This is a genomic window from Pantoea sp. SM3640, assembly GCF_015654165.1.
Classification (GTDB): domain Bacteria; phylum Pseudomonadota; class Gammaproteobacteria; order Enterobacterales; family Enterobacteriaceae; genus Pantoea; species Pantoea vagans.
Window position 1 is genome coordinate 2,741,243 of record NZ_CP064872.1, and the last position, 25,957, is coordinate 2,767,199.

Consider the following 25,957-nt stretch of genomic DNA (forward strand, 5'->3'; position numbering starts at 1 on the left):
TTTTTATCAATAAATCACGATTCCTCTTGCATTGAATGCACCAAATAGCGCATTTTCTTATCTATCACGCAGCGTCAGGCTGCCGGACAAACGCAAAAGATAACATCGCCGTAAGGTGAGATCAGGAGTCAGTTATGTGTTCAATTTTTGGTGTGCTGGATCTGAAAACCGATCCTGTTGAGCTGCGCAAAAAAGCGCTGGAATGTTCACGTTTAATGCGTCATCGCGGACCGGACTGGTCAGGTGTATATGCAGATGACAAGGCTATTCTGGCGCATGAACGCCTCTCAATTGTTGACGTTAACAACGGCGCACAGCCACTGTACAACGCCGATCACACCCACGTACTGGCCGTTAACGGCGAAATTTACAACCATCAGGCACTGCGCGCTGAACTCAGCGATCGCTACGAATTTCAGACCGGTTCTGACTGTGAAGTGATTCTGGCGCTCTATCAGGAGAAAGGTGTCGACTTCCTTGATGAGCTGGAAGGCATGTTCGCCTTTATCCTCTATGACAGCGTTAAGAAATCGTATCTGATTGGCCGCGACCATATCGGCATCATCCCGCTTTACATGGGTAACGATGAGCACGGCAACCTGTTTGTTGCGTCAGAAATGAAAGCGCTGGTACCGGCCTGCCGTTCGATCAAAGAGTTCCCGCCGGGAAGCTACCTCTCCAGCACCGATGGTGAAATCCGTCGTTACTGGCAGCGTGACTGGATGGAATACAAGAACGTTGAACACAACGCCACAGATGCGGCTGGCCTGAAACATGCGCTGGAAGAGTCCGTGAAAAGCCACCTGATGTCAGATGTCCCTTATGGCGTGCTGCTGTCAGGCGGTCTGGACTCCTCTATCATTTCAGCTGTGACCAAGCGTTTTGCGGCAAAACGGGTTGAAGATCAGGATAAAAGTGATGCATGGTGGCCGCAGCTGCACTCTTTCGCGGTCGGACTGGAAGGTTCACCTGATTTAAAAGCAGCAAAATCTGTCGCGGAACATCTGGGCACCGTGCATCACGAAATTCATTTCACCGTGCAGGAAGGTCTGGATGCCATCCGCGATGTGATTTATCACATTGAAACCTATGACGTCACCACCATTCGCGCCTCTACGCCGATGTACTTAATGTCGCGTAAAATCAAAGCGATGGGTATTAAGATGGTGCTGTCTGGCGAAGGTGCAGATGAAGTGTTTGGCGGCTATCTCTACTTCCATAAAGCGCCAAACGCCAAAGAGTTCCACGAAGAAAACGTGCGTAAACTGCAGGCGCTGCATATGTTTGACTGCGCCCGCGCTAACAAAGCGATGTCTGCCTGGGGCGTTGAAGCCCGCGTACCGTTCCTGGATAAAAAATTCCTGGATGTGGCAATGCGTATCAACCCTGCCGACAAAATGTGTGGCAGCAACGGTAAAATGGAGAAACACATTCTGCGTGAATGCTTCTCCTCTTACCTGCCAGAGAGCGTAGCGTGGCGTCAGAAAGAGCAGTTCTCTGATGGTGTGGGTTACAGCTGGATCGACTCACTCAAGGAAGTGGCCGCGAAGCAAATCAGCGACCAGCAGCTGGCAGCCGCCCATTTCCGCTTCCCGTTCAACACGCCGGGTTCGAAAGAAGCTTATCTCTATCGTGAGATCTTCGAAGAGCTGTTCCCGTTAGCCAGTGCGGCAGAGTGTGTGCCTGGTGGTCCATCGGTCGCCTGTTCGTCAGCTAAAGCGATTGAGTGGGATGAAGCGTTTAAAAACATGGACGATCCTTCCGGACGTGCCGTGGGTGTGCATCAGTCAGCCTATAAATAAGCCGACAGAAAGCCACCAGAATGGGCCGGTTATGGCCCATTTTTTTTACGATTAGCGTTGTATTCACTGAAAAATTGCCGAATAAACCGCCAGGCTGGTTATAAGGCAGTCAAACAGCGATTATCTGGCAAAAAACGGTAAAAAACTTGTTGACGCTGTCTGGTCAACTCCGCATAATGCGCCCCGCAACGCCGATGAAGGTAACGCGAAAAAAAGATGGCTACGTAGCTCAGCTGGTTAGAGCACAGCACTCATAATGCTGGGGTCACAGGTTCGATTCCCGTCGTAGCCACCATCTTTTTTTGCGGGAGTGGCGAAATTGGTAGACGCACCAGATTTAGGTTCTGGCGCCGCAAGGTGTGCGAGTTCAAGTCTCGCCTCCCGCACCATTTCATTATTCGGCAGCGTGGATGGGATATCGCCAAGCGGTAAGGCACCGGTTTTTGATACCGGCATTCCCTGGTTCGAATCCAGGTATCCCAGCCAATTTCGATGATTCTTGTATGCTGAGAACGGACGAATGGGATATCGCCAAGCGGTAAGGCACCGGTTTTTGATACCGGCATTCCCTGGTTCGAATCCAGGTATCCCAGCCATCATTGAAATGCAGTACAATTTGGCTACGTAGCTCAGCTGGTTAGAGCACAGCACTCATAATGCTGGGGTCACAGGTTCGATTCCCGTCGTAGCCACCATATAATTGGGGTGTCGCCAAGCGGTAAGGCACTGGTTTCTGATACCAGCATTCCGGGGTTCGAATCCCTGCACCCCAGCCATACAAAGACAATTTGAAAAACCCATTATTGGGGTGTCGCCAAGCGGTAAGGCACTGGTTTCTGATACCAGCATTCCGGGGTTCGAATCCCTGCACCCCAGCCAAATTGCACAACCAGGCCCGCTTTTGCGGGCTTTGTTGTTTTTGTCCCTTCTCCACCATCCTGATTACTGGCCCGCCCTGCGGCGAGCCTGAACGCGCAAGCGGCTATAGCCCCAGCGCGTAACGCAATACCTGCCGCTTCAGTACGCCAGAATGTTCAGCGGCAATCAGTCCGAGATTTCGCGCAAACCTCAGCGGTGCCAGCTGGTTGCTGAAGGCAAAGTAAAAGAGATCCATCCCGCCCTGCATCAGCATATTGTCTTTGCGACGCTGACGGTGATAGCGCTGTAATACCCGCTCTGACGCCCAGTCCTCCGCTGCACCGCGCGCGCTTACCAGCACATCAATCAACGCATCAATATCGCGATACCCCAGATTCACGCCCTGCCCGGCCAGCGGATTAATGGTATGCGCGGCATCGCCGACCAGCGCCAGCCCCGGCAGGACATAGCGTGAAGCGTGACGTCGCACCAGCGGAAAGCCGCCCGCCGCATGGGCTTTGAACCGTCCCAGCCGCGCCGGGAAGTGGCTGGCAATCTCTTTCTCCAGCTGGGCTATCGGCATCGCCTGAAGCTGTCGCACTCTAGCGGGCGCGTCATACCAGACCAGCGAGGCCCGGTTGCCATACAGCGGCAGGAAGGCACGTGGTCCCTGTGGCGTAAAGTGCTGCCAGGTCGCGTCCCCTGCCGGATGGTCGCAGGTCACGCTGATCAGCAGGCAGGACTGCGCATAGCTCCAGCCATGAATCCCTATACCGGCCATCTGCCGCACCTGCGAGTTTGCGCCATCTGCACCAATCACCAGCCGGGTATGCAAGGCCACGCCGTCGTTAAGGTCGACGCGCCAGCCGCCATTTTCTGGCTGCAGATTTTCCAGCGTGGCCGGGCAATAGCAGGTCACGCCCAGCGACTGCATCTCCTCCCATAACGCCCGCTGAAGCACGCTATTCTCGACCATAAAGCCCAGTTCAGGCAGGCCCAGCGAGGCCGCATCAAAACTCACCAGCGCCGTCTGCCACTCCCAGGTTTCCAGTCTGCGATAAGGCGCGCTGCGCATCGCTTCGACCCGCGGCCAGACGTTGAGCTGCTTCAGCAACGCCACCGAGGAGGATCCGATCGCTGAAATTCGCAGATCGGGATCGCTGTCGGCATCAAACGGCGCGGGTTCAGCACGCTCAATCACCGCCACGCGAAAATGTTGCTGTGTCAGTCCACAGGCCAGCGCAGCACCGACCATGCCACCGCCGACAATCACGACATCAAACTGATTACCCTGCATTGCTTAACTCCCTCTCTTATTCCCGCCAGCCTGCGCATCGCGGGTCTGAATAGAGCAAAGTGTACCGGAAAACCCGATGGCTGGCAGAAAAGCCCTCAGGCTGGTCACCACAGCATCAAAGCATTACAATACGCGCCCCTCACTTCACTGCACTGAATCAATGGCTAGCGCGATGACAAAAAAACTGCATATCAAAACCTGGGGATGTCAGATGAATGAGTATGATTCATCCAAGATGTCTGATCTGCTGAACAGTACGCACGGCTATACGCTGACCGAGGTCCCTGAAGAGGCGGATATTCTGCTGCTTAACACCTGTTCCATTCGTGAGAAAGCACAGGAGAAAGTGTTTCATCTGCTGGGACGCTGGAGAAAACTCAAAGAGCGCAACCCGGATGTGATTATCGGCGTCGGTGGCTGTGTGGCGTCGCAGGAAGGCGATCATATTCGTCAGCGTGCGCCCTGCGTAGATATTGTGTTTGGTCCGCAGACACTGCACCGCCTGCCGGAGATGATCAACACCGTGCGCGGCACTAAAAGTCCGGTAGTCGACATCAGCTTCCCGGAAATTGAGAAATTTGACCGCCTGCCGGAACCGCGTGCAGAAGGCCCGACAGCCTTTGTCTCCATTATGGAAGGCTGCAACAAATATTGTACTTTCTGCGTGGTGCCTTACACCCGTGGTGAGGAAGTGAGCCGTCCCAGCGATGACATACTGCTGGAGATCGCCCAGCTGGCGGCGCAGGGCGTGCGTGAAGTTAACCTGCTGGGTCAGAACGTCAACGCTTATCGAGGTGCCACCTTTGATGGTGAGATCTGTACCTTCGCTGAGCTGCTGCGCCTGGTCGCCGCCATCGACGGCATCGACCGCATTCGTTTCACCACCAGCCACCCAATTGAGTTCACCGATGACATCATTGATGTCTATCGCGACACCCCGGAGCTGGTGAGTTTCCTGCATCTGCCGGTTCAGAGTGGCGCAGACCGTATTCTGACACTGATGAAGCGCGCGCATACCGCGCTGGAGTATAAGGCGATTATCCGCAAGCTGCGCGCGGCGCGCCCGGACATTGAGATCAGCTCCGACTTTATCATTGGCTTCCCCGGTGAAACCCAGCAGGATTTCGAACAGACCATGAAGCTCATCGCCGACATCAATTTCGACGTCAGCTTCAGCTTTATCTACTCTGCCCGTCCCGGCACACCCGCCGCTGACCTGCCGGATGATGTCAGCGAAGAGGAGAAAAAGCAGCGTCTGTGGATCCTGCAGGACCGCATTAACCAGCAGGCGCAGGCGATCAGTCGCCGCATGCTCGGCACCGTGCAGCGTATTCTGGTGGAAGGCATCTCCCGCAAGAACGTCATGGAAGTCTCTGGCCGCACCGAAAATAACCGTGTGGTCAACTTTGAAGGCACGCCTGAGATGATTGGCCGCTTTGTAGATGTTGAAATTGTCGATGTCTACACCAACTCGCTGCGCGGCAAGCTGGTGCGTACTGAAGAGGAGATGGGCCTGCGCATGGCGCAAAGCCCGGCATCCGTGATTGCCCGTACCCGCAAAGAAAACGAAATCGGCGTGGGTCTGTTCCAGCCGTGATACCTGCTATATTGAGCGGCAGCGCGCATTGCGTTGCCGCCAATTTCACGCCGCGACACTTGGTTTCTGAAAGTGTCGCCCAAATATCTCTCCTTAAGCTTGCGCCCAGGCGTTACGGCATAAATAATTTCGTTATGGTGCATCCGGTTAAGCCCAACGGTGCGTCAGACACATCCCATAACTGGCCCTGAGTGACCCAAAGGATTCGTTTGAATATCGAAACTCGTGAAATCGCCCTTGAACCGGCTGATAACCGTCGTCTGATGAGCCTGTGCGGGCCTTTCGACGATAATGTGAAACAGCTTGAGCGTCGTCTGGGCATTGAGATCAATCGTCGCGACAACGTCTTTAAGCTGGTTGGACGTCCACTTTGCGTCAATGCCGCCGCAGATATTCTGAAGACCCTGTATGTCGATACCGCGCCAATGCGTGGTGAGATCCCGGATATCGAGCCTGACCAGATTCACCTGGCGATCAAAGAGAGCCGGGTACTGGAGCAAACCGCTGAAAGCGTGCCGGAGTACGGTAAAGCGGTCAACATTAAGACCAAGCGTGGTGTGATCAAACCGCGCACGCCAAATCAGGCCCAGTACATCGCGAATGTGCTCGACCACGACATTACCTTTGGTGTCGGCCCGGCCGGTACCGGTAAAACCTATCTGGCGGTGGCTGCGGCCGTGGATGCGCTGGAACGTCAGGAGATTCGCCGCATCATGCTGACCCGCCCTGCCGTCGAAGCGGGTGAAAAGCTCGGCTTCCTGCCAGGCGACCTGAGCCAGAAAGTCGACCCTTATCTGCGTCCGCTCTACGATGCATTGTTTGAAATGCTCGGCTTCGAGCGCGTTGAAAAGCTGATGGAGCGTAACGTTATTGAAGTTGCCCCGCTGGCTTACATGCGCGGTCGTACCCTGAACGATGCGTTCATCATTCTTGATGAGAGTCAGAACACCACCATCGAGCAGATGAAGATGTTTCTGACGCGCATCGGCTTCAACTCCAAAGCGGTCATAACCGGCGACGTCACCCAGATCGACCTGCCCCGTCACGTCAAGTCGGGCCTGCGTCATGCTATCGAGGTGCTGGCAGACGTGGAAGAGATCAGCTTTAACTTCTTCCACAGCGAAGATGTAGTGCGCCATCCGGTCGTTGCCCGCATTGTCACCGCTTATGAAGCCTGGGAAGCCGCCGATCAGACCCGCCGTGACCAGCAGGCAGAAGAGCGTAAACGTGAAGCGCTGGCAGCACAGAGCGCCACGCAGGAGAGCAAATGAGCGAGGTGATTCTCGACCTGCAGGTCGCCTGTGATAACACCGCTGATCTGCCTGATGAAGGCCAGTTTCACCGCTGGCTTTCAGCGGCTGTGACCCCTTTCCAGCCCGAAAGCGAAGTCACAGTACGTCTGGTTGATGAAGCGGAAAGTCATGAGCTTAATCTGACTTATCGTGGCAAAGACAAGCCAACCAACGTCCTCTCCTTCCCGTTTGAAGCGCCGCCGGGCATTGAGCTGCCGCTGCTGGGCGATCTGATCATCTGCCGTCAGGTGGTTGAGCAGGAAGCCGCAGAACAGGGAAAAAGCGTTGAAGCCCACTGGGCACACATGGTGGTACACGGTACGCTCCACCTGCTGGGTTACGACCATATTGAAGACGACGAAGCTGGCGAGATGGAAGGACTGGAGACCGAGATAATGCTTGCTCTTGGGTATCCTGATCCGTACATTTCGGAGAAAGAAGACGCCTGAATCCTGAATTCAGGCAATCCGGCTGTCAGCACGGTTTGCTGACAGCACCTATTCCTCACCAGAGAGATCTTTAAAAACCGCCATGAGCGACGACCATTCTCAAAACAGCGATGCACCCAGTAGTAAAAAGGGATTTTTCTCCCTGTTGATCAACCAACTCTTTCACGGTGAACCAAAAAACCGTGATGAGCTCCTGGAGCTGATCCGCGACTCGAATAACAAAGAGCTGATTGACCAGGACACCCGCGACATGCTCGAAGGGGTACTGGATATTGCGGAGCAGCGCGTGCGTGACATCATGATCCCGCGTTCGCAAATGATCACCCTGAAACGTAATCAGAGCCTCGAAGAGTGTCTGGATGTCATTATCGACTCCGCGCATTCCCGCTTCCCGGTGATCAGCGAAGACAAAGATCATGTGGAAGGGATTCTGATGGCGAAAGATCTGCTGCCGTTTATGAGCAGTGAGTCAGAGCCGTTCAGCATTGAGAAAGTGCTGCGTCCTGCGGTGGTGGTGCCTGAAAGTAAGCGTGTTGACCGGATGCTGAAAGAGTTCCGCTCACAGCGTTACCACATGGCGATTGTTATTGATGAGTTTGGTGGTGTCTCCGGTCTGGTGACCATTGAAGATATTCTTGAGCTGATCGTGGGTGAGATTGAAGATGAGTATGACGATGAAGAAGATCGTGATATCCGTCAGCTCAACCGTCACACCTTCACGGTGCGCGCACTGACCGCCATTGAAGATTTCAATGAGGTATTTGGCACACAGTTCAGTGATGATGAAGTCGACACCATTGGTGGTCTGGTCATGCAGGGCTTCGGCCATCTGCCCGCACGCGGTGAAAGCATTGAGATTGAGGGTTACCAGTTCAAGGTGGCGATGGCTGACAGCCGCCGCATCATCCAGGTTCACGTGACTATTCCGGAAAATTCGCCACAACCCCAACTGGAAGACGAATAAGTCTATGGCTTTAGCCTCACTCTACCCGCGCCAGCGGGTTCGCCTGCTGCTGGCTTTAATAACGGGTGCGGTTGGCACCCTCGCCTTTTCTCCTTACGATTTCTGGCCCGCCGCACTGCTGTCGCTGTGCGGCTTACAACTGCTGACCCTGAACCGCTCCAGCCCACAGGCCACCGCGATCGGCTTTGTCTGGGGTTTAGGTCTGTTCGGCAGCGGTATCAACTGGGTTTACGTCAGTGTCGCCACCTTTGGCGGTATGCCTGGCCCGGTTAATGTCTTTATTGTGGCGCTGCTGGCGGCGTATCTGTCGATCTACCCGGCGTTGTTTGCCGGTGTACTGAATCGCCTCTGGCCGCGCACGACGCTGTGGCGGCTGGCACTGGCTGCACCGGCATTGTGGCAGATGAACGAGTTTCTGCGCGGCTGGGTGCTGACCGGCTTCCCGTGGCTGCAGTTTGGTTACAGCCAGATCGACGGTCCGTTAAAAGGCCTGGCCCCGCTGGCGGGTGTAGAGACCCTGACCTTCCTGCTGATGGTCATTGCTGGCCTGCTGGCTTATGCCCTGCAGCAGCGCAACGTCAGAAGTCTGGTGGCGGCGTTGCTGCTGCTGGCCCTGCCGTGGCCGCTGCGCTACATCCAGTGGGTTCAGCCAATGCCGGAGCGTGCCGTAGAAGTGGCGCTGGTGCAGGGAAATATCCCGCAGTCGATGAAGTGGGATCCTCAGCAACTGCTCACGACCCTGCGCATCTATAACGGTCTGAGTCAGCCGCTGATGGGTAAGGCGCCGATTATTATCTGGCCAGAGTCGGCAATTACCGATCTGGAAAGCAATCAGCAGCCGTTCCTGCGTTCGCTGGATGATGAACTGCGTGAACGCGGCAGTTCGCTGGTCACCGGCATCGTTGACTCCCGGCTGGAGCAGAATCGTTATCACGACTACAACACCGTGATCGTGCTTGGCGGCAAAACGCCGTACAACTACTTCAGCGGCAATCGTTACCAGAAGAATCATCTGGTGCCGTTTGGCGAATTTGTGCCGCTGGCCGATCTGCTGCGTCCGCTGGCCCCGTTCTTCGATCTGCCGATGTCAGCCTTCAGCCGTGGCAACTATCTCCAGCCGCAACTCAGGGTGGCGGGCTATAACCTGACGAGCGCAATCTGTTATGAGATTGTGCTCGGTGAACAGGTGCGGGCTAACTTCCATCCCGACACTAATTTCCTGCTGACCGTTTCGAACGATGCCTGGTTTGGTCACTCAATCGGCCCATGGCAGCACTTCCAGATGGCGAGAATGCGGGCGCTGGAGCTGGGACGTCCGCTGTTGCGCAGCACCAACAACGGCGTGACGGCGGTGGTCAATGCCAGTGGTGATGTGGAGGCGATGCTGCCGCAGTTTACCCGCGATGTGCTGACCAGCAAGGTCACGCCGACGCAGGGTGAAACCCCGTATGCGCGGGCGGGCATCTGGCCAGTCTGGTCACTGACGCTGCTGGCGGCGTTGATAGCTCTGCTGCGTCGACGCCGGTAACCTATCCGATCCTTAAAGGCGAAGCGCAGGCTTCGCCTTTTTTCTTTACTGCCTCCCCGGTATATCTCACTCCCCTGACCACATACTCTGCTGGCTTTCTCGCGCTGCACCGCTTTCTGGCACGATGATTGCAGAATGTTTCACTGTTTTTCGCCGACAGGCGGATTGCAGGCGCCGACGCCTGGCAGGTTGCACCAAAACAGTCGCCTCTGCTGCACCGCTAACGCGCAGAGTAAGATATTTGCCTTTTTTTGGTGCGGATCGCCTCGCAAAAAAGAAACTTTTTTGTTTCATTGCGTTAACAATCCGCTATGTTAGTGACTCTTCTGCGCCCATTTAATCTGCAGAATGAGCAGAAACGCAGCAAATAACAGACACAACATCATAATCAGCACAGGTAATAGCCTGGGCCTTTTTCATACGAAGGAGTTGGAACATGCAACTACGCAAAGTGGCATTATCTCTTCTGCTGATCAGCGCAGCGGCGGGAGCGGCCCAGGCGGAAGATCTCAGCGGCACCCTGAAGAAGATCAATGACAACGGCGTCATTGTGGTCGGGCATCGCGAATCATCAGTTCCCTTTTCTTACTATGACAACCAGCAAAAAGTCGTCGGCTATTCACAGGCTTACTCAAACGCCATCGTGGAAGCCATTAAAGCGAAGCTGAACAAGCCGGACCTGCAGGTCAAAATGATCCCGATCACCTCACAAAACCGTATTCCGCTGCTGCAAAACGGCACTTACGATTATGAGTGTGGCTCCACTACCAACAACCTTGAGCGCCAGAAACAGGCCGCATTCTCTGACACCATTTTTGTCATCGGCACCCGTCTGCTGGTTAAAAAAGATGGCCCGATCAAAGATTTCGCCGATCTGAAAGGCAAAACCGTGGTCGTGACTTCAGGAACCACCTCTGAAGTGCTGCTGCATAAACTCAACGACGAACAGAAACTGGATATGCGCATCATCAGCGCCAAAGATCACGGCGACTCTTTCCGTACGCTGGAAACCGGCCGTGCCGTGGCTTTCATGATGGATGATGCTCTGCTGGCCGGCGAACGCGCCAAAGCCAAAAAGCCGGATAACTGGGAAATCTTAGGTACGCCACAGTCAAAAGAGGCCTATGGCTGCATGCTGCGTAAAGATGATCCGCAGTTTAAAGCGCTGGTCGATGAAACCATTGCTAAAGCCCAGACCTCAGGTCAGGCAGAAAAATGGTTCGATACCTGGTTCAAACAGCCGATTCCACCAAAGAATCTGAACATGAATTTTGAACTCTCTGATGACATGAAAGCCCTGTTCAAAACGCCAAATGACAAAGCACTGAATTAACAAAAAAATACCCAATGGATCTCAGGTTGCATTGAGTCGGCAGGAGAATGCATCCCGGTGACCTTACTCAGGTAAGGCATTTGGATGCGTGAACATCGCCAGCAAAAATGCAGCCTGAAAGACGGCGGGTATAACAAGGGCGGCCTGGCTGCCCTCTCGATTGCTGAAACCGCGGCATGGACAGACTGACTGACCCGGGTCGTTCCCCTGAGTCAGGCAATAAAACGCCGTTCATCAATCTTCAGGGTAGCTTAGCTACCCTTTTTTTCCGGAGCTCGTTATGGGTATCGATTGGAACTGGGGCATATTCCTCGAACAGGCCCCGTTCGGTAACACGACCTACCTCGGCTGGCTGTGGTCCGGTTTTCAGGTGACGATCGCCGTCTCCTGCTGCGCCTGGATTATCGCCTTCTGCGTGGGTTCGTTTTTCGGCATTCTGCGCACCGTGCCGAATCGCCTGCTGTCGACCATTGGCACCTGCTATGTGGAACTGTTTCGTAATATCCCGCTGATCGTCCAGTTCTTCTTCTGGTATCTGGTCGCGCCCGAACTGGTGGGCGAAAAGCTTGGCATGTGGTTTAAGTCTGAGCTGGACCCCAACATTCAGTTCTTCCTCTCTTCAATGATCTGTCTTGGCCTGTTTACCGCCGCCCGCGTCTGCGAGCAGGTGCGCGCAGCCATTCAGTCACTGCCGGCAGGACAGAAAAATGCCGGTCTGGCGATGGGATTAACGCTGCCGCAGACCTATCGCTATGTCCTGCTGCCGAATGCGTATCGCGTGATTGTGCCGCCGATGACCTCGGAAATGCTGAACCTGGTGAAGAACTCCGCTATCGCCTCCACCATTGGTCTGGTCGATATGGCGGCACAGGCGGGCAAACTGCTCGACTATTCTGCTCACGCCTATGAATCCTTTACCGCCATTACGCTGGCCTACGTCGCGATTAACCTGGTGATTATGTTGTTGATGAGTCTGGTCGAGCGCAAAGTTCGGCTGCCAGGCAATGCGGGAGGCAAGTAATGTACGATTTTGACTGGAGTTCGATTACACCCAGCCTGCCCTATCTGCTTAACGGCTTAGTGATTACCTTCAAGATCACCATTACCGCCGTGGTCTTCGGCATTCTGTGGGGCACCCTGCTGGCGGTGATGCGTCTGTCGAGCTTTAAGCCCGTCAGCTGGTTCGCCAAAATCTACGTCAACCTGTTCCGCTCGGTGCCGCTGGTGATGGTGCTGCTGTGGTTCTATCTGGTGGTGCCGAGTTTCCTGCAGCAGGTGCTGGGCCTGTCGCCGAAAACCGATATCCGGCTGATTTCCGCCATGGTCGCCTTTTCGCTGTTTGAAGCGGCCTACTACTCAGAAATCATTCGTGCCGGCATCATCAGTATTTCACGTGGACAGGGCAACGCCGCGCTGGCGCTGGGTATGACACAGTGGCAGGCAATGCGACTGATCATCCTGCCGCAGGCGTTCCGCGCCATGGTTCCGCTGTTACTAACGCAGGGTATCGTGCTGTTCCAGGATACCTCACTGGTCTATGTCTTAAGCCTGGCGGACTTCTTCCGTACCGCGTCCACCATTGGTGAGCGCGATGGCACCCAGGTTGAAATGGTTCTGTTTGCAGGTCTGGTCTACTTCGTTATCAGCCTGAGCGCATCGCTGTTGGTCAGCTATCTGAAAAGAAAAAGGACGGTTTAAATGATTAGCCTGAAAAATGTTTCTAAGTGGTATGGTCACTTTCAGGTGCTGACCGACTGCTCAACCGAGGTTAAGACCGGTGAGGTAGTGGTGGTCTGCGGGCCGTCCGGCTCCGGTAAATCGACGCTGATCAAAACGGTGAACGGACTTGAGCCGGTTCAGCAGGGCGTGATTGCGGTCAACGGCACCGAGGTGAACAACAAAAAAACCAACCTTGCACAGCTTCGCAGTCAGGTCGGTATGGTGTTTCAGCACTTCGAGCTGTTCCCGCATCTGAGCATTATCAACAATCTGGTGCTGGCGCAGGTAAAAGTGCTGAAGCGTGACAAAGCAGCGGCCCGAGATAAAGGGCTAAAACTGCTGAAGCGTGTGGGACTGTCAGCGCATGCCGAGAAGTTTCCTGGCCAGCTCTCCGGCGGTCAGCAGCAGCGCGTGGCGATTGCACGTGCGCTCTGCATGGATCCTATCGCGATGCTGTTTGATGAACCGACCTCCGCGCTGGATCCGGAAATGATCAACGAAGTGCTGGATGTGATGGTTGAGCTGGCGCAGGAAGGAATGACGATGATGGTGGTAACACATGAGATGGGCTTCGCCCGTAAAGTGGCCAATCGCGTGATCTTCATGGATGAAGGAAAAATTATCGAAGACACCAATAAAGATGACTTCTTTAATAACCCACAGTCTGACCGTGCGAAAGATTTCCTCGCTAAAATTCTGCACTAAATAACCGATGCGGGTCACCTGAGTGGCCCGCATCGTTGTTGTTATCAGGGTTCAAAAGGCTGACGCTGAAACTGGTCGTTGCCGCATTCCGGACAGCGCGACAGGGTTTCCGGCGTATAGATCGCCCGGGTAAACTGACACTTCTCACACACCAGATTGCCCAGCCCCACCACTTCACCGCTCTGATACACACCGTGATGATGCAGATCCTGGAAGACTTCGCGCCACTCCAGCTGACTTTTATCGGTGATATCCGCCAGCTCTTTCCAGACGCTCTCACGAATAATGCGCATAAACAGTGAATCCGCCAGCGGCTCTTCCACATCGGTATAACTGCGTGCAAACTCGCCCAAATCACGGCGCACCGAGCTCAGCGCCTGATCAATCTCTTCTTCCGTCATGTCATCGCGCACCCGTAACTGGCTGCGTCGACCGGCAATCAGCTCATCAAGGTTACGATCGCCCTGACGGAGACGTTCGGTCAGTACGGCTAACGACTCGCGATATTCCTGAGCTACTTTATTCATTTTATTCTCCTTTATGCAGACCCTCGCTGAATTAAGTTTAGTCGCAATGCGGCTTTTGCCGTGTCGTCTGTACAGTGAATTACAAAAGGGTGAAGAGGCTGACGCTTTCAGCAGAAATCGTGCCAGCAAAAGTGGGAAGTGTTGTTGATACGCGGCCTTATGGGTATGCTATGCGGATCACAGAGCCCGAAAAATGTTATTCATAAAGGACCACAGGCAGCCATGCAAGAGCAATACCGCCCGGAAGAGATTGAATCCCGTGTGCAGCAACACTGGGATGAAAACGAAACGTTTAAAGTGACTGAGCAGGAAGGTAAAGAGAAATACTATTGCCTCTCCATGTTGCCCTATCCTTCTGGCCGCCTGCATATGGGCCACGTTCGTAACTACACCATCGGCGACGTAATCGCGCGTTATCAGCGTATGCTCGGCAAAAACGTACTACAGCCGATTGGCTGGGATGCTTTCGGCCTGCCTGCGGAAGGCGCTGCGGTTAAAAACAATACCGCCCCGGCTCCCTGGACATACGACAATATCGCCTACATGAAAAACCAGCTTAAACTGCTGGGCTTTGGCTATGACTGGAGTCGTGAACTGGCGACCTGCCAGCCGGAGTACTATCGCTGGGAACAGTGGTTCTTCACTAAACTGTATGAAAAAGGCCTGGTCTATAAAAAAACTTCCGCCGTGAACTGGTGCCCGAACGATCAGACGGTGCTGGCGAACGAGCAGGTGATCGATGGCTGCTGCTGGCGCTGCGACACCAAAGTTGAGCGCAAAGAGATCCCGCAGTGGTTTATCAAAATCACCGATTATGCGGAAGAGCTGCTGAACGACCTGGATACACTGGAAGAGTGGCCTGAGCAGGTCAAAACCATGCAGCGTAACTGGATTGGCCGTTCTGAAGGCGTCGAAATCACGTTCGACGTTGCTGACAGCGAAGAGAAAGTCACCGTCTACACCACCCGCCCGGATACCTTTATCGGCGCAACCTATGTTGCCGTTGCGGCGGGTCATCCGCTGGCAACCCAGGCGTCGGTGAACAATCCGGCACTGGCTGACTTTATCGCTGAATGCCGCAATACCAAAGTGGCCGAAGCCGATATGGCGACCATGGAGAAGAAAGGCATGGCGACCGGCCTGTCTGTTATTCATCCGCTCACTGGTGAGCTTCTCCCGGTCTGGGTCGCTAACTTCGTGCTGATGGAATATGGCACCGGCGCTGTCATGGCGGTCCCGGCGCATGACCAGCGCGACTGGGAGTTTGCCACTAAATACGATCTGGCGATCAAGCCAGTGGTACTCAATCTGGATGGCTCTATTCCTGACGTCAGCGCCGCGGCAATGACCGACAAAGGCGCGCTGTTTAACTCAGGTGAGTTCAACGGTCTGGATCACGCCGCAGGGTTTACCGCCATTGCGGATTCTCTGGCGGCAAAAGGCGTGGGCGTGCGTAAAGTGAACTACCGTCTGCGCGACTGGGGTGTTTCCCGTCAGCGCTACTGGGGCGCACCAATCCCAATGGTCACGCTGGAAGATGGCACCGTAATGCCGACACCTGAAGACCAGCTGCCGGTGATTCTGCCAGAAGATGTGGTGATGGATGGCATTACCAGCCCGATCAAAGCCGATCCGGAGTGGGCGAAAACCACGGTGAACGGCCAGCCTGCTCTGCGTGAAACCGACACCTTTGACACCTTCATGGAGTCCTCCTGGTACTACGCGCGCTATACCTGCGCCAGCTACAAAGAAGGCATGCTGGATCCGGCCGCGGCAAACTACTGGCTGCCGGTCGATCAGTATGTGGGTGGTATTGAACACGCCATCATGCACCTGATGTATTTCCGCTTCTTCCACAAGCTGCTGCGTGACGCGGGCCTGGTGAATTCTGATGAACCAGCCAAACGTCTGCTGTGCCAGGGCATGGTGCTGGCTGACGCCTTCTACTACCTCGGTAACAACGGCGAGCGTAACTGGGTTTCACCGGTTGACGTTGAGGTTGAGCGTGATGAGAAAGGCCGCATAGTGAAAGCGGTGGATACGCAAGGCCGCGAAGTGATCTACGCCGGCATGAGTAAAATGTCGAAGTCGAAAAACAACGGCATCGACCCACAGCTGATGGTTGAGCGTTACGGCGCGGATACCGTGCGTCTGTTCATGATGTTTGCTTCACCGGCAGATATGACGCTGGAGTGGCAGGAGTCGGGCGTTGAAGGGGCTAACCGCTTCCTGAAGCGTGTCTGGAAGCTGGTCTACGAGCACACCTCACAGGGTGCGACCGTGGCGCTGGATGTGCAAAGCCTGAATGACGAGCAGAAATCGCTGCGTCGCGACCTGCACAAAACCATCGCCAAAGTGGCGGATGATATTGGCCGTCGTCAGACCTTCAACACCGCCATTGCAGCGATTATGGAGCTGATGAACAAACTGGCGCGTGCGCCGCAGGAAAGCGAGCAGGATCGCGCTCTGATGCAGGAAGCGCTGCTGGCTATCGTCCGTCTGCTCTATCCGTTTACCCCGCACGCCTGCTATGTTCTGTGGCAGACGCTGGGTGGCGAAGGTACCATCGACGAAGCGAGCTGGCCGGTGGCTGATGAAGCCGCTATGGTTGAAGATTCACTGCTGGTCGTGGTGCAGGTGAACGGTAAAGTGCGTGGCAAAATTACCGTACCCGCCGATGCAACACAGGAACAGGTTCAGGCACGCGCTGCGCAGGAGCATCTGGTGGCGAAGTATCTGGACGGCGTGACTATCCGTAAAGTCATTTATGTACCGGGCAAACTGCTTAACCTGGTCGTAGGTTAAGTTCAGGAGGAACTGTGCGACATCCGATTATCAGGCTGTTTGTCATGCTGGCGGTGGTGATCACCGCTGGCTGTGGTTTTCATCCGCGCGGCACCACGCAGGTGCCCAGCGAACTGAAAACCCTGATTGTTTCAACCGGCGATCCGTATGGACCGCTGGCGCGTACCGTGCGTCAGCAACTGCGTATCAACGATGTCACCATCGTTGAAGACAACAAACAGAACCGCACCGATATTCCGACGCTGCGTCTGGGTCCTGAGGTATCGGGACGTAACACCGCATCGGTCTTTATCAGCGGCACCTCTGCTGAGTATCAGCTGGTCATGACCCTTACGGCGCAGGTCCTGTTGCCGGGCAAAGGAATCTACCCAATCAGCACCACGGTTTATCGTTCATTCTTCGATAACCCGAATGCTGCGCTGGCGAAAGATGCTGAGCAGGATCTGATTACGCAGGAGATGCGTCAGCGTGCTGCCGAACAGCTGGTACGTAAACTGCTGACCGTGCATGCTGCACAGATCAACAACAAAGAGACCTTACCGGCGTCAGTGATTCCGGTTCCGGGTCAGGGTTCACAGGAAGCACCGTCTTCCTCTGCTACCAGCCTGCAATGATCAGGATTTACCCTGAGCAACTCAGCGCGCAGCTCCGTGAGGGGCTGCGCGCCTGTTATTTGTTAGCCGGAAACGAACCGCTGCTGTTGCAGGAGAGTGCGGATGCCATCCGTACCGCCGCAACCGCACAGGGATTTGAAGAACATTTTAGTTTTACGCTGGACGCCCAGACCGACTGGGAGAGCCTGTTTGTCAGCTGTCAGTCACTGAGTCTGTTTGCGCAGCGTCAGACCATGACGCTGCAATTCCCCGAGAATGCTCCCAACGCCGCAATAGCCGAGCAGCTGGTTAAGCTGTCGCAGCTGCTGCACGCCGATATTCTGCTGATCTGCCGGATGCCAAAGCTGACCAAAGCGCAGGAAAACAGCGCCTGGTTTAAAGCGTTGTCCGCCTCTGCAGTTTTAGTGCCCTGCCAGACGCCTGAACAGGCGCAACTGCCGCGCTGGGTCGTGAATCGCGCTAAGGCGCTGAAACTCTCGGTCGATGACGCAGCTGTGCAGCTGTTGTGTTACTGCTATGAAGGTAATCTGCTGGCGCTGGCCCAGGCGCTGGAGCGTCTCTCGCTGCAGTGGCCTGACGGCAAGCTGACCCTACCCCGTGTTGAAGAGGCAGTCAGTGATGCCGCACACTTTACCCCCTTCCACTGGGTGGATGCTCTGCTGGCGGGTAAGAGCCGTCGCGCGCTGCATATCCTGCATCAGCTGGAGAAAGAAGAGAGCGAGGTCGTGATTCTGCTGCGTACGCTGCAGCGCGATTTGCTGACACTGCTGCATCTGCAGCGCCACCAGTCGCAGCAGCCGCTGCGTACGCTGATGGATCAGCAGCGGATCTGGCAGAACCGCCGCGCGCTGTTCACCGACGCACTGCAACGCCTGGACGCCACGCGTCTGCAACGCGCCATTCATCTGCTGAGCCAGATTGAGATCACCCTGAAACAGGACTATGGGCAGCCGGTGTGGCCACAGTTACAGACCCTGACGCTGCTGCTCAGCAGTCGTGCTTTTCCGACGAGTTTTGCCCATGTCTGAGTTACACGCGCTGTTTGGTGGCACCTTCGACCCGATTCATTTTGGTCATCTGCGTCCGGTCGAAGCGCTGGCTCAACAGACCGGCCTGCAGCATGTGACGCTGCTGCCAAACAATGTGCCACCGCATCGCCCGCAACCGGAAGCCAGTGCTGCCCAGCGGGTGGCAATGCTGCGTTGTGCGATCCGCGGCTTACCGCTGTTTGAGATTGATACCCGTGAGCTGGAGCGCGACACCCCCTCCTGGACCGTAACTACCCTGGAAGCCTGGCGCGCCGAACGCGGTGCAGAACAGCCGCTGGGCTTTATTATTGGTCAGGATTCCCTGCTGAGCTTAGCGAAATGGCATCGCTGGCAGGATCTGCTGTCACTCTGCCATCTGCTGGTGTGCCAGCGCCCCGGCTATCCGACCCGGTTTGACGCGCCGGAGATGCAGCAGTGGCTCGAACAAAACCTTGCTCAGGATATCCGGCAACTGCATCAGCAGCCCGCAGGCCATATCTGGCTGGCGGAAACCCCGCTCTATGACATTTCGGCGACTGAAATCCGTCGTCGTCGCCATCAGAACCAGCCCTGCGACGACCTGTTGCCTGCGGCAGTTATCGACTATATCGACCGCGAAGGCTTATATCGCGACTGATCCGGGCATGCTATACTGCGCCGCTTAAATTTTGGCTGCACTCTCCGGGCTTACAGCCAGCCCGATACCACCAGATTCCAAGGGGAACCTTTTGCAAGGTAAAGCACTCCAAGAGTTCGTTATTGATAAGATTGATGATCTCAAAGGCCAGGACATTGTCACCATCGACGTTCAGGGCAAATCCAGCATCACCGATTTCATGATCATCTGCACCGGCACCTCCACGCGTCATGTGACTTCGATCGCAGAACACGTTGAGCAGGAATCCCGTTTAGCGGGCCTGATGCCATTAGGCATTGAAGGCAAAGGCGCGGCAGACTGGGTTGTGGTTGATCTGGGTGATGTCATCGTACATGTGATGCAGGAAGAGAGTCGCCAGCTGTATGAGCTGGAAAAACTCTGGGGCTAATCGGTGAAACTGCAACTTGTTGCCGTCGGCACAAAAATGCCCGACTGGGTGCAGACCGGTTTCATGGAATATCTGCGCCGCTTCCCGAAAGATATGCCGTTTGAGCTGACCGAAGTAACCGCAGGTAAACGCGGCAAAAATGCTGATATCAAACGCATCCTTGAAAAAGAGGGGGAAGCGATGTTGGCGGCGGTCGGCAAAGGCAATCGCATTGTCACGCTGGATATTCCTGGCCAACCGTGGGAAACCCCGCAGCTGGCGCAGCAGCTTGAACGCTGGAAGCTGGATGGTCGCGATGTCAGCCTGCTGATTGGCGGGCCTGAAGGCCTGGCTCCCGCCTGTAAAGCGGCGGCAGAGCAGAGCTGGTCACTGTCAGCATTGACGTTACCTCATCCGCTGGTGCGCGTGCTGGTGGCCGAAAGTCTGTACCGGGCCTGGAGTATAACGACTAATCATCCTTATCATCGTGAATGACCGATCAGCCCACATCAGACATGACAAGTAGCGGATGAAATTACAAAGCAACGCCTTTCGCGATTACAGCGCCGAACAGAAACTCTTTGTCCGTCGGGCGTTCATCGCCTTCGTCGGTATCTTACTGCTCTCTTCAGTACTGGTAGTTAATCTTTACCATCTGCAGATCCTTCGCTTTGATGATTACAGCACCCGCTCCAACCAGAACCGCATTAAACTGGTGCCTGTCGCCCCCAGCCGCGGCATTATCTACGATCGCACCGGTACGCCGCTGGCACTGAACCGCACCATCTATCAGGCAGAACTGGTGCCGGAGAAAGTTGATCACCTGCAGCAGACGCTGGAAAACTTACGCCCTGTTCTTGAGCTGACGGACGAAGACCTCGAAAACTTCCAGAAAGAGCGCAAACGCTCGCGTCGCTTTACCTCCATTCCGGTTAAAACCGGTCTGAATGAAGTTCAGGTGGCACGCTTTGCGGTCAATCAGTACCGCTTTCCCGGCGTGGAAGTTAAAGGTTATCAGCGCCGCTACTACCCCTACGGCGCCACGCTGACGCATGTGGTCGGCTACGTCTCAAAAATCAACGATCGTGACGTTGCACGCCTCGATAAAGAAGGCATATGGCCGAACTACGCCGCCACGCACGACATCGGCAAGCTGGGCATTGAAGCGTATTACGAGAGTCTGCTGCACGGCAAAACCGGCTTTGAAGAGGTTGAGGTCAACAACCGGGGCCGGGTTATTCGCCAGCTGCACGAGGAGTCACCTCAGGCTGGCCGTGATATCTATCTGACTATCGATCTCAAACTGCAGCAGTATGTCGAGACCCTGCTGGCGGGCAGTCGCGCTGCTGTTGTCGTCAGCGATCCGCGCACCGGCGAAATTCTCGCCATGGTCTCCACACCCAGTTACGATGCCAACCTGTTTGTCGACGGCATTTCCAGTAAGGATTATCGCGGCCTGCTGGAAGATGAAAATCGCCCACTCTATAACCGTGCGATTCAGGCGGCTTACCCACCGGCTTCAACAGTGAAACCTTATGTGGCGGTCTCTGCCATGAGTGCGGGCGTGATTAACCGCAACACCAGCCTGTTCGATCCGGGCTGGTGGCAGCTTCCTGGTTCAGAAAAGCGCTTCCGCGACTGGAAAAAGTGGGGGCACGGTCGTCTTAACGTCACCAAAGCGCTGGAGGAGTCTGCCGATACCTTCTTCTATCAGGTCGCCTATGACATGGGTATCGACCGACTGTCAGAGTGGATGAATAAATTCGGATACGGCAGCCGGACCGGCATCGACTTACCGCAGGAGAGCGCCGGTAACATGCCAACCCGCGACTGGAAAATGAAACGCTTTAAAAAGCCGTGGTATCAGGGTGACACAATTCCGGTGGGGATCGGCCAGGGTTACTGGACGGCTACCCCATTGCAGATGAACAAAGCGATGATGATTCTGATCAACGACGGCGTCGTCAAGGTGCCGCATATGCTGCGCGCCACCCGCGAAGGCCGGACCCTTGTACCCTATCGCCAGCCGCCAGAAGCCCCGATCGGTGATATTCATTCCGGCTACTGGGAAATCGCCAAAGATGGTATGTACGGCGTGGCGAATCGCCCCAACGGTACTGCACACAAAAGCTTTGCTGATGCGCCTTATAAAATTGCCGCCAAGTCCGGTACGGCGCAGGTCTTTGGCCTGAAAGAGAACGAAACCTATAACGCCCACAGAATTGCTGAACGATTACGTGACCATAAATTAATGACCGCGTTTGCCCCTTATGACAAGCCTCGGGTCGCAGTGACCATTATCCTGGAAAACGGTGGCGCCGGTCCGGCTGTCGGCACCGTCATGCGCCAGATTCTGGATCACATTATGTTGGGTGATAACAATACTGTCCTGCCGGACGCCGCCCCTGTGCCGCCCGGTTATGAAGGTGAATAAACATGTCGATGCAAGATAGTCCGCAGAAACGATCGATCTGGATGCGCATCCACATCGATCCGCTGTTTATGCTGATCATTCTCGGCCTGCTGACCTACAGCGCCGTGGTGATCTGGAGTGCCAGTGGTCAGGATCCCGGCATGATGGAGCGTAAACTCGGTCAGATCGCGATGGGACTGGTGATTATGATTGTGCTGGCGCAGGTGCCGCCGCGCGTTTATGAGGGCTGGGCCCCCTATCTCTATATTGTCTGCGTCATTCTGCTGGTGGCGGTCGATGCCTTCGGGCAGATCAGTAAAGGCGCACAGCGCTGGCTCGATCTCGGCTTTGTTCGCTTTCAGCCCTCGGAGATTGCCAAAATCGCGGTGCCCTTGATGGTGGCGCGCTTTATTAACCGCGATGTCTGTCCGCCAACCCTGAAAAACACCGGCATTGCGTTGTTGCTGATCTTCGTGCCGACCCTGCTGGTCGCCGCACAGCCCGATCTCGGCACCTCGATTCTGGTTGCCGCTTCCGGTTTGTTTGTCCTGTTCCTTTCGGGAATGAGCTGGAAACTGATTGGCGTTGCCGTTCTGCTGGTCGCGGCTTTTATCCCGATTCTGTGGTTCTTCCTGATGCACGACTATCAGCGTGACCGCGTCATGATGCTGCTCGACCCTGAAACAGATCCGCTGGGTGCCGGTTATCACATCATCCAGTCGAAAATCGCCATCGGTTCAGGCGGACTGCGCGGCAAAGGCTGGCTGCAGGGCACCCAGTCTCAGCTGGAATTTTTGCCGGAGCGTCATACCGACTTTATCTTCGCGGTTCTGGCCGAAGAGCTGGGTCTGGTTGGCGTACTGCTGCTGCTGACCCTTTATCTGCTGCTGATCATGCGGGGACTGGTTGTCGCAGCCCGCGCGCAGACCACGTTTGGCCGGGTCATGGCGGGCGGTTTAATGCTGATTTTATTCGTTTATGTTTTCGTTAACATTGGCATGGTTAGTGGTATCTTACCGGTAGTTGGCGTGCCGCTGCCGCTCGTCAGTTACGGCGGCTCCGCGCTTATCGTGCTTATGGCGGGATTCGGCATTGTGATGTCGATCCACACTCACCGAAAAATGTTATCTAAAAGTGTCTAAGAGGCTGCAGATGCGTAAGGAATGGCTTGGCGTTGCACTGGCATCACTGGTTCTGGCGGCCTGTACCACGCCCGAACCCCAAAATACGGCGCCGCCGCAACCGGCTTACAATGGACCGGTCGTAGAGATTCCAGGCGTTGAGCCTCGTTATGAGCCAGTTAATCCGGGCACCAGCCAGGATTACAGCGTTAATGGCAAAAATTATCGCATCATCAAAGATCCGTCGAACTATAGCGAGGTCGGCCTGGCCACCTGGTACGGCGAAGAGGCACAGGGCAACCGCACCGCTACCGGCGAAGCCTACGATCCCGATGCGCTGACGGCCGCCCACCTTACTCTGCCGCTGCCGAGCTATGTGCGCGTGACCAATATCGCGAACGGCCGTCAGATTGTGGTGCGCGTTAACGATCGCGGCCCCTACACGCCAGGACGCATCATCGACCTGTCGCGGGCAGCCGGTGACCGTCTGAACATCTCCAATAATTCTCGGGTGCGGGTCGACTATATCAAGGTGGCTCCCGACGGTACGCTCTCAGGCCCGGGCACCATTGGTACTGTGGTCGCCAAACAGAGCTACTCGCTGCCTGCCCGCCCGGACCTGAGTGGTGGTGCGGTGATGAATGGCGGCAACGCCGCAAACGCTGAACCGCCTGCTCAAAACGTGGAAGCCATCAGCAACAGCACGCTGCAGGGCGGTGACAACATGGGCGCGCCGGTACAGAGCAGCGGCTTTCTTGGCGCACCTCAGCCATTAGCGAACGGCGTGCTGGAAGGCAGTGAACCACCCGCCGCCGCGCCTGCCAGTTCCGCACCAGCCGCCAGCAGTGCTGCTCCTGCAGTCGCCAGCGCCGCGGCTGCAGCCAGCAGTGGTGCCGCAGCCGGATATGTCGTACAGGTCGGTGCACTAAATGACCCGGCGCGTGCTCAGCAGATGATGAAAAGCCTGAGCCAGCGTTACGGTGTGCCCGGCAAGGTCGAAGACGCGGGCAACAACGTTTATCGCGTTCAGCTCGGCGGCTACAGCTCACGCGCCGAAGCGGCTGCGCTACAACAGCGCCTGAGCAGTGAAGGCCAGACCGCCTCATTTATTACTAACACGCGTCGCTGATCGGTTTATCAGACAGCGACACGTTACGTCTGCTAACAACCCAATCATCACGCCCGGTGCCAGACTCACTGGCATTGGGTATGATGAGTGACATTTTTAACCTCAAACTCACGGATGTTGTAGTCCTACACATGAACACGCTGAAATCATCTCGTTTGCTGAAACGCCTGACAGTGGGATCACTGATCGCTTTCTCTCTCAGCCATGCTGCTATTGCTGATGACGTCAATCTCAAGACCATGATTCCGGGCGTGCCGGACATTGATGCCGAAGCGTATGTCCTTATCGACTACAACTCGGGCAAAGTGCTGGCAGAGAAAAACGCCGATGCACGCCGCGATCCTGCCAGTCTGACCAAGATGATGACCAGCTATGTCATTGGACAGGCCGTGAAAGCGGGCAAAATTCATCAGGACGATATGGTCACCGTCGGTCCGGATGCCTGGGCGACCGGAAACCCGGTGTTCAAAGGCTCCTCGCTGATGTTCCTGAAGCCAGGCGACCGCGTACCGGTTTCTCAGCTGACCCGTGGAATTGTGCTGCAGTCCGGTAATGACGCCTGTGTTGCGATGGCTGACTATGTCGCCGGCAGCCAGGATGCTTTCGTTAATCTGATGAACAACTACGTTAAAGCGATTGGCCTGCAGAATACTCACTTCGGGACCGTCCATGGTCTGGACGCTGAAGGTCAGTACAGCTCCGCGCGCGACATGGCGCTGATTGGCCAGGCGCTAATCCGCGACGTGCCGGAAGAGTATGCTGTTTATAAAGAGAAAGAGTTCACGTTCAACAATATCCGCCAGATGAACCGCAACGGTCTGCTGTGGGACACCAACCTGAACGTGGATGGGATCAAAACCGGTCATACTAACTCAGCCGGTTACAACCTGGTGGCGTCAGCGACCGAAGGCCAGATGCGCCTGATCTCTGCTGTGATGGGCGGTCATACCTTTAAAGGCCGTGAAACTGAGAGCAAGAAACTGCTCACCTGGGGCTTCCGTTTCTTTGAAACCGTTGCGCCACTGAAAGCGGGTAAAGAGTTCGCCTCTGAGCCGGTCTGGTTTGGTGATAATGACCGTGTACAACTGGGCGTGGAAAAAGATGCTTACCTGACCATTCCGCGTGGCCGTATGAAAGATCTTAAAGCCAGCTATGTGCTGACCAACACAGAACTGCACGCCCCACTGAAGAAAAACCAGGTTGTCGGCAGCATCAACTTCCAGCTGGATGGCAAGACGATCGAACAGCGTCCGCTGGTGGTGCTGAACGAGATCTCTGAGGGTGGTTTCTTTGGCCGTATCGTGGATTACATCAAACTGATGTTCCATCACTGGTTCGGTTAAGCGTAAAGGGTGATTGAAAAATCGCCCCTTCGTCCCCATTAACAGATATTATGATGCTCCCGCTCAGGCGGGAGCCTGTTTTTTATGCACCGGAGTAAATATGAAAACCAAACTGAATGAGCTGCTCGAATTTCCTACCCCGTTTACCTATAAAGTAATGGGTCTGGCGCAACCGGAGCTGGTTGATCAAGTGGTTGAAGTGGTGCAACGTCATGCGCCCGGCGACTACAGCCCTGAAGTTAAGCCGAGCAGCAAAGGCAACTATCACTCCGTAAACATCACTATCAACGCCACCCACATTGAGCAGGTCGAACGCCTGTACGAAGAGCTGGGCCAGATCGAAATTGTGCGGATGGTACTGTAATTTACGGGTCGGCAAGGCGCCACAGCCTGACGGTTTGCCGACGT

General features: G+C 55.3%; 23 protein-coding genes and 7 tRNA genes. 28 read left to right on the forward strand and 2 right to left on the reverse strand.

Translation table 11 applies throughout. The features are described 5' to 3' along the window. Window positions 1-134: 134 nt before the first annotated feature. The 8 genes from asnB (at window position 135) to IV493_RS12800 (ending at window position 2,681) form a co-directional block, all read left to right on the forward strand. Window positions 135-1,802: an asparagine synthase B gene (gene asnB, locus IV493_RS12765; protein WP_195857242.1), complete on the forward strand. Its 1,668-nt coding sequence runs from the start codon at window positions 135-137 to the stop codon at window positions 1,800-1,802. Window positions 1,803-2,020: 218 nt separating this feature from the next. Further along, window positions 2,021-2,097, forward strand: a tRNA-Met gene (locus IV493_RS12770). A gap of 9 nt (window positions 2,098-2,106) precedes the next feature. Beyond that, window positions 2,107-2,191, forward strand: a tRNA-Leu gene (locus IV493_RS12775). A 22-nt stretch (window positions 2,192-2,213) separates the two neighbouring features. Beyond that, a tRNA-Gln gene (locus IV493_RS12780) sits at window positions 2,214-2,288 on the forward strand. A gap of 35 nt (window positions 2,289-2,323) precedes the next feature. Then, window positions 2,324-2,398, forward strand: a tRNA-Gln gene (locus IV493_RS12785). A gap of 22 nt (window positions 2,399-2,420) precedes the next feature. Further along, window positions 2,421-2,497: transfer RNA gene (locus IV493_RS12790), tRNA-Met, on the forward strand. Between the two features lie 6 nt (window positions 2,498-2,503). Next, a tRNA-Gln gene (locus IV493_RS12795) sits at window positions 2,504-2,578 on the forward strand. 28 nt (window positions 2,579-2,606) lie between these two features. Continuing rightward, a tRNA-Gln gene (locus IV493_RS12800) sits at window positions 2,607-2,681 on the forward strand. Between the two features lie 103 nt (window positions 2,682-2,784). On the opposite strand, the gene ubiF is transcribed toward IV493_RS12800, so the two are convergent. Beyond that, on the reverse strand, window positions 2,785-3,957 hold the full coding sequence (gene ubiF, locus IV493_RS12805) for a 3-demethoxyubiquinol 3-hydroxylase (RefSeq protein WP_195857243.1): 1,173 nt from the start codon (window positions 3,955-3,957) through the stop codon (window positions 2,785-2,787). Window positions 3,958-4,129: 172 nt separating this feature from the next. Here ubiF and miaB point away from each other — a divergent pair, with 172 nt between their 5' ends. The 9 genes from miaB to IV493_RS12850 all read left to right on the forward strand — a co-directional run bounded on the left by miaB (window position 4,130) and on the right by IV493_RS12850 (window position 13,544). Continuing rightward, window positions 4,130-5,554: a tRNA (N6-isopentenyl adenosine(37)-C2)-methylthiotransferase MiaB gene (miaB, locus tag IV493_RS12810; protein WP_033731849.1), complete on the forward strand. Its 1,425-nt coding sequence runs from the start codon at window positions 4,130-4,132 to the stop codon at window positions 5,552-5,554. A gap of 209 nt (window positions 5,555-5,763) precedes the next feature. Further along, window positions 5,764-6,825 carry a PhoH family protein gene (locus IV493_RS12815; RefSeq protein ID WP_013357113.1) on the forward strand — a complete coding sequence of 354 codons (1,062 nt, stop codon included), beginning with the start codon at window positions 5,764-5,766 and terminating at the stop codon, window positions 6,823-6,825. Continuing rightward, window positions 6,822-7,295: an rRNA maturation RNase YbeY gene (gene ybeY / locus IV493_RS12820; RefSeq protein ID WP_195857244.1), complete on the forward strand. Its 474-nt coding sequence runs from the start codon at window positions 6,822-6,824 to the stop codon at window positions 7,293-7,295. Before IV493_RS12815 ends, ybeY begins: the two co-directional genes overlap by 4 nt. Before the next feature lie 82 nt (window positions 7,296-7,377). Then, window positions 7,378-8,259 (forward strand): CNNM family magnesium/cobalt transport protein CorC, encoded by an 882-nt coding sequence (gene corC / locus IV493_RS12825; RefSeq protein ID WP_013357111.1) that lies wholly within the window; start codon window positions 7,378-7,380, stop codon window positions 8,257-8,259. Window positions 8,260-8,263: 4 nt separating this feature from the next. Then, window positions 8,264-9,787 (forward strand): apolipoprotein N-acyltransferase, encoded by a 1,524-nt coding sequence (gene lnt, locus IV493_RS12830; RefSeq protein WP_195857245.1) that lies wholly within the window; start codon window positions 8,264-8,266, stop codon window positions 9,785-9,787. Between the two features lie 436 nt (window positions 9,788-10,223). Then, complete coding sequence (locus IV493_RS12835; protein WP_013357108.1) at window positions 10,224-11,120, forward strand: amino acid ABC transporter substrate-binding protein; 897 nt, start codon at window positions 10,224-10,226, stop codon at window positions 11,118-11,120. A gap of 280 nt (window positions 11,121-11,400) precedes the next feature. After that, the gene (locus IV493_RS12840; RefSeq protein WP_013357107.1) at window positions 11,401-12,141 is read left to right on the forward strand and encodes an amino acid ABC transporter permease; all 741 of its coding nucleotides are present in this window, start codon (window positions 11,401-11,403) and stop codon (window positions 12,139-12,141) included. Then, on the forward strand, window positions 12,141-12,818 hold the full coding sequence (gene gltK, locus IV493_RS12845; protein ID WP_013357106.1) for a glutamate/aspartate ABC transporter permease GltK: 678 nt from the start codon (window positions 12,141-12,143) through the stop codon (window positions 12,816-12,818). Before IV493_RS12840 ends, gltK begins: the two co-directional genes overlap by 1 nt. Further along, window positions 12,819-13,544 (forward strand): amino acid ABC transporter ATP-binding protein, encoded by a 726-nt coding sequence (locus IV493_RS12850; protein ID WP_013357105.1) that lies wholly within the window; start codon window positions 12,819-12,821, stop codon window positions 13,542-13,544. A gap of 44 nt (window positions 13,545-13,588) precedes the next feature. Here IV493_RS12850 and IV493_RS12855 read toward each other — a convergent pair whose 3' ends face one another. Next, the gene (locus tag IV493_RS12855) at window positions 13,589-14,071 is read right to left on the reverse strand and encodes a zinc ribbon-containing protein (RefSeq protein WP_033731844.1); all 483 of its coding nucleotides are present in this window, start codon (window positions 14,069-14,071) and stop codon (window positions 13,589-13,591) included. 222 nt (window positions 14,072-14,293) lie between these two features. On the opposite strand from IV493_RS12855, the gene leuS reads away from it, so the two are divergent. From leuS to ybeD, 11 genes are all read left to right on the forward strand, one after another. Further along, on the forward strand, window positions 14,294-16,876 hold the full coding sequence (leuS, locus tag IV493_RS12860) for a leucine--tRNA ligase (protein WP_195857246.1): 2,583 nt from the start codon (window positions 14,294-14,296) through the stop codon (window positions 16,874-16,876). A 14-nt stretch (window positions 16,877-16,890) separates the two neighbouring features. After that, on the forward strand, window positions 16,891-17,490 hold the full coding sequence (lptE, locus tag IV493_RS12865; protein ID WP_013357102.1) for an LPS assembly lipoprotein LptE: 600 nt from the start codon (window positions 16,891-16,893) through the stop codon (window positions 17,488-17,490). Next, complete coding sequence (gene holA, locus IV493_RS12870) at window positions 17,487-18,518, forward strand: DNA polymerase III subunit delta (protein ID WP_195857247.1); 1,032 nt, start codon at window positions 17,487-17,489, stop codon at window positions 18,516-18,518. Before lptE ends, holA begins: the two co-directional genes overlap by 4 nt. After that, window positions 18,511-19,155, forward strand: coding sequence for a nicotinate-nucleotide adenylyltransferase (gene nadD, locus IV493_RS12875; RefSeq protein ID WP_061061898.1), 645 nt, complete (start codon window positions 18,511-18,513; stop codon window positions 19,153-19,155). The genes holA and nadD overlap by 8 nt, the downstream gene beginning before the upstream one ends. A gap of 91 nt (window positions 19,156-19,246) precedes the next feature. Further along, complete coding sequence (gene rsfS / locus IV493_RS12880) at window positions 19,247-19,564, forward strand: ribosome silencing factor (RefSeq protein WP_013357099.1); 318 nt, start codon at window positions 19,247-19,249, stop codon at window positions 19,562-19,564. A 3-nt stretch (window positions 19,565-19,567) separates the two neighbouring features. Beyond that, a complete protein-coding gene (gene rlmH, locus IV493_RS12885; protein WP_013357098.1) occupies window positions 19,568-20,038 on the forward strand; it encodes a 23S rRNA (pseudouridine(1915)-N(3))-methyltransferase RlmH in 471 nt (156 codons plus the stop codon). A 34-nt stretch (window positions 20,039-20,072) separates the two neighbouring features. Further along, a complete protein-coding gene (gene mrdA, locus IV493_RS12890; RefSeq protein ID WP_195857248.1) occupies window positions 20,073-21,977 on the forward strand; it encodes a peptidoglycan DD-transpeptidase MrdA in 1,905 nt (634 codons plus the stop codon). A gap of 8 nt (window positions 21,978-21,985) precedes the next feature. Further along, window positions 21,986-23,098 (forward strand): peptidoglycan glycosyltransferase MrdB, encoded by a 1,113-nt coding sequence (mrdB, locus tag IV493_RS12895; protein ID WP_033784531.1) that lies wholly within the window; start codon window positions 21,986-21,988, stop codon window positions 23,096-23,098. A gap of 10 nt (window positions 23,099-23,108) precedes the next feature. Continuing rightward, entirely contained in the window at window positions 23,109-24,206 is a 1,098-nt protein-coding gene (gene rlpA / locus IV493_RS12900) for an endolytic peptidoglycan transglycosylase RlpA (RefSeq protein WP_195857249.1), read from the forward strand. A 131-nt stretch (window positions 24,207-24,337) separates the two neighbouring features. Next, a complete protein-coding gene (gene dacA, locus IV493_RS12905; RefSeq protein ID WP_033732040.1) occupies window positions 24,338-25,549 on the forward strand; it encodes a D-alanyl-D-alanine carboxypeptidase DacA in 1,212 nt (403 codons plus the stop codon). Between the two features lie 100 nt (window positions 25,550-25,649). Continuing rightward, window positions 25,650-25,913 carry a DUF493 family protein YbeD gene (gene ybeD, locus IV493_RS12910; protein ID WP_013357093.1) on the forward strand — a complete coding sequence of 88 codons (264 nt, stop codon included), beginning with the start codon at window positions 25,650-25,652 and terminating at the stop codon, window positions 25,911-25,913. Window positions 25,914-25,957 lie beyond the last annotated feature (44 nt).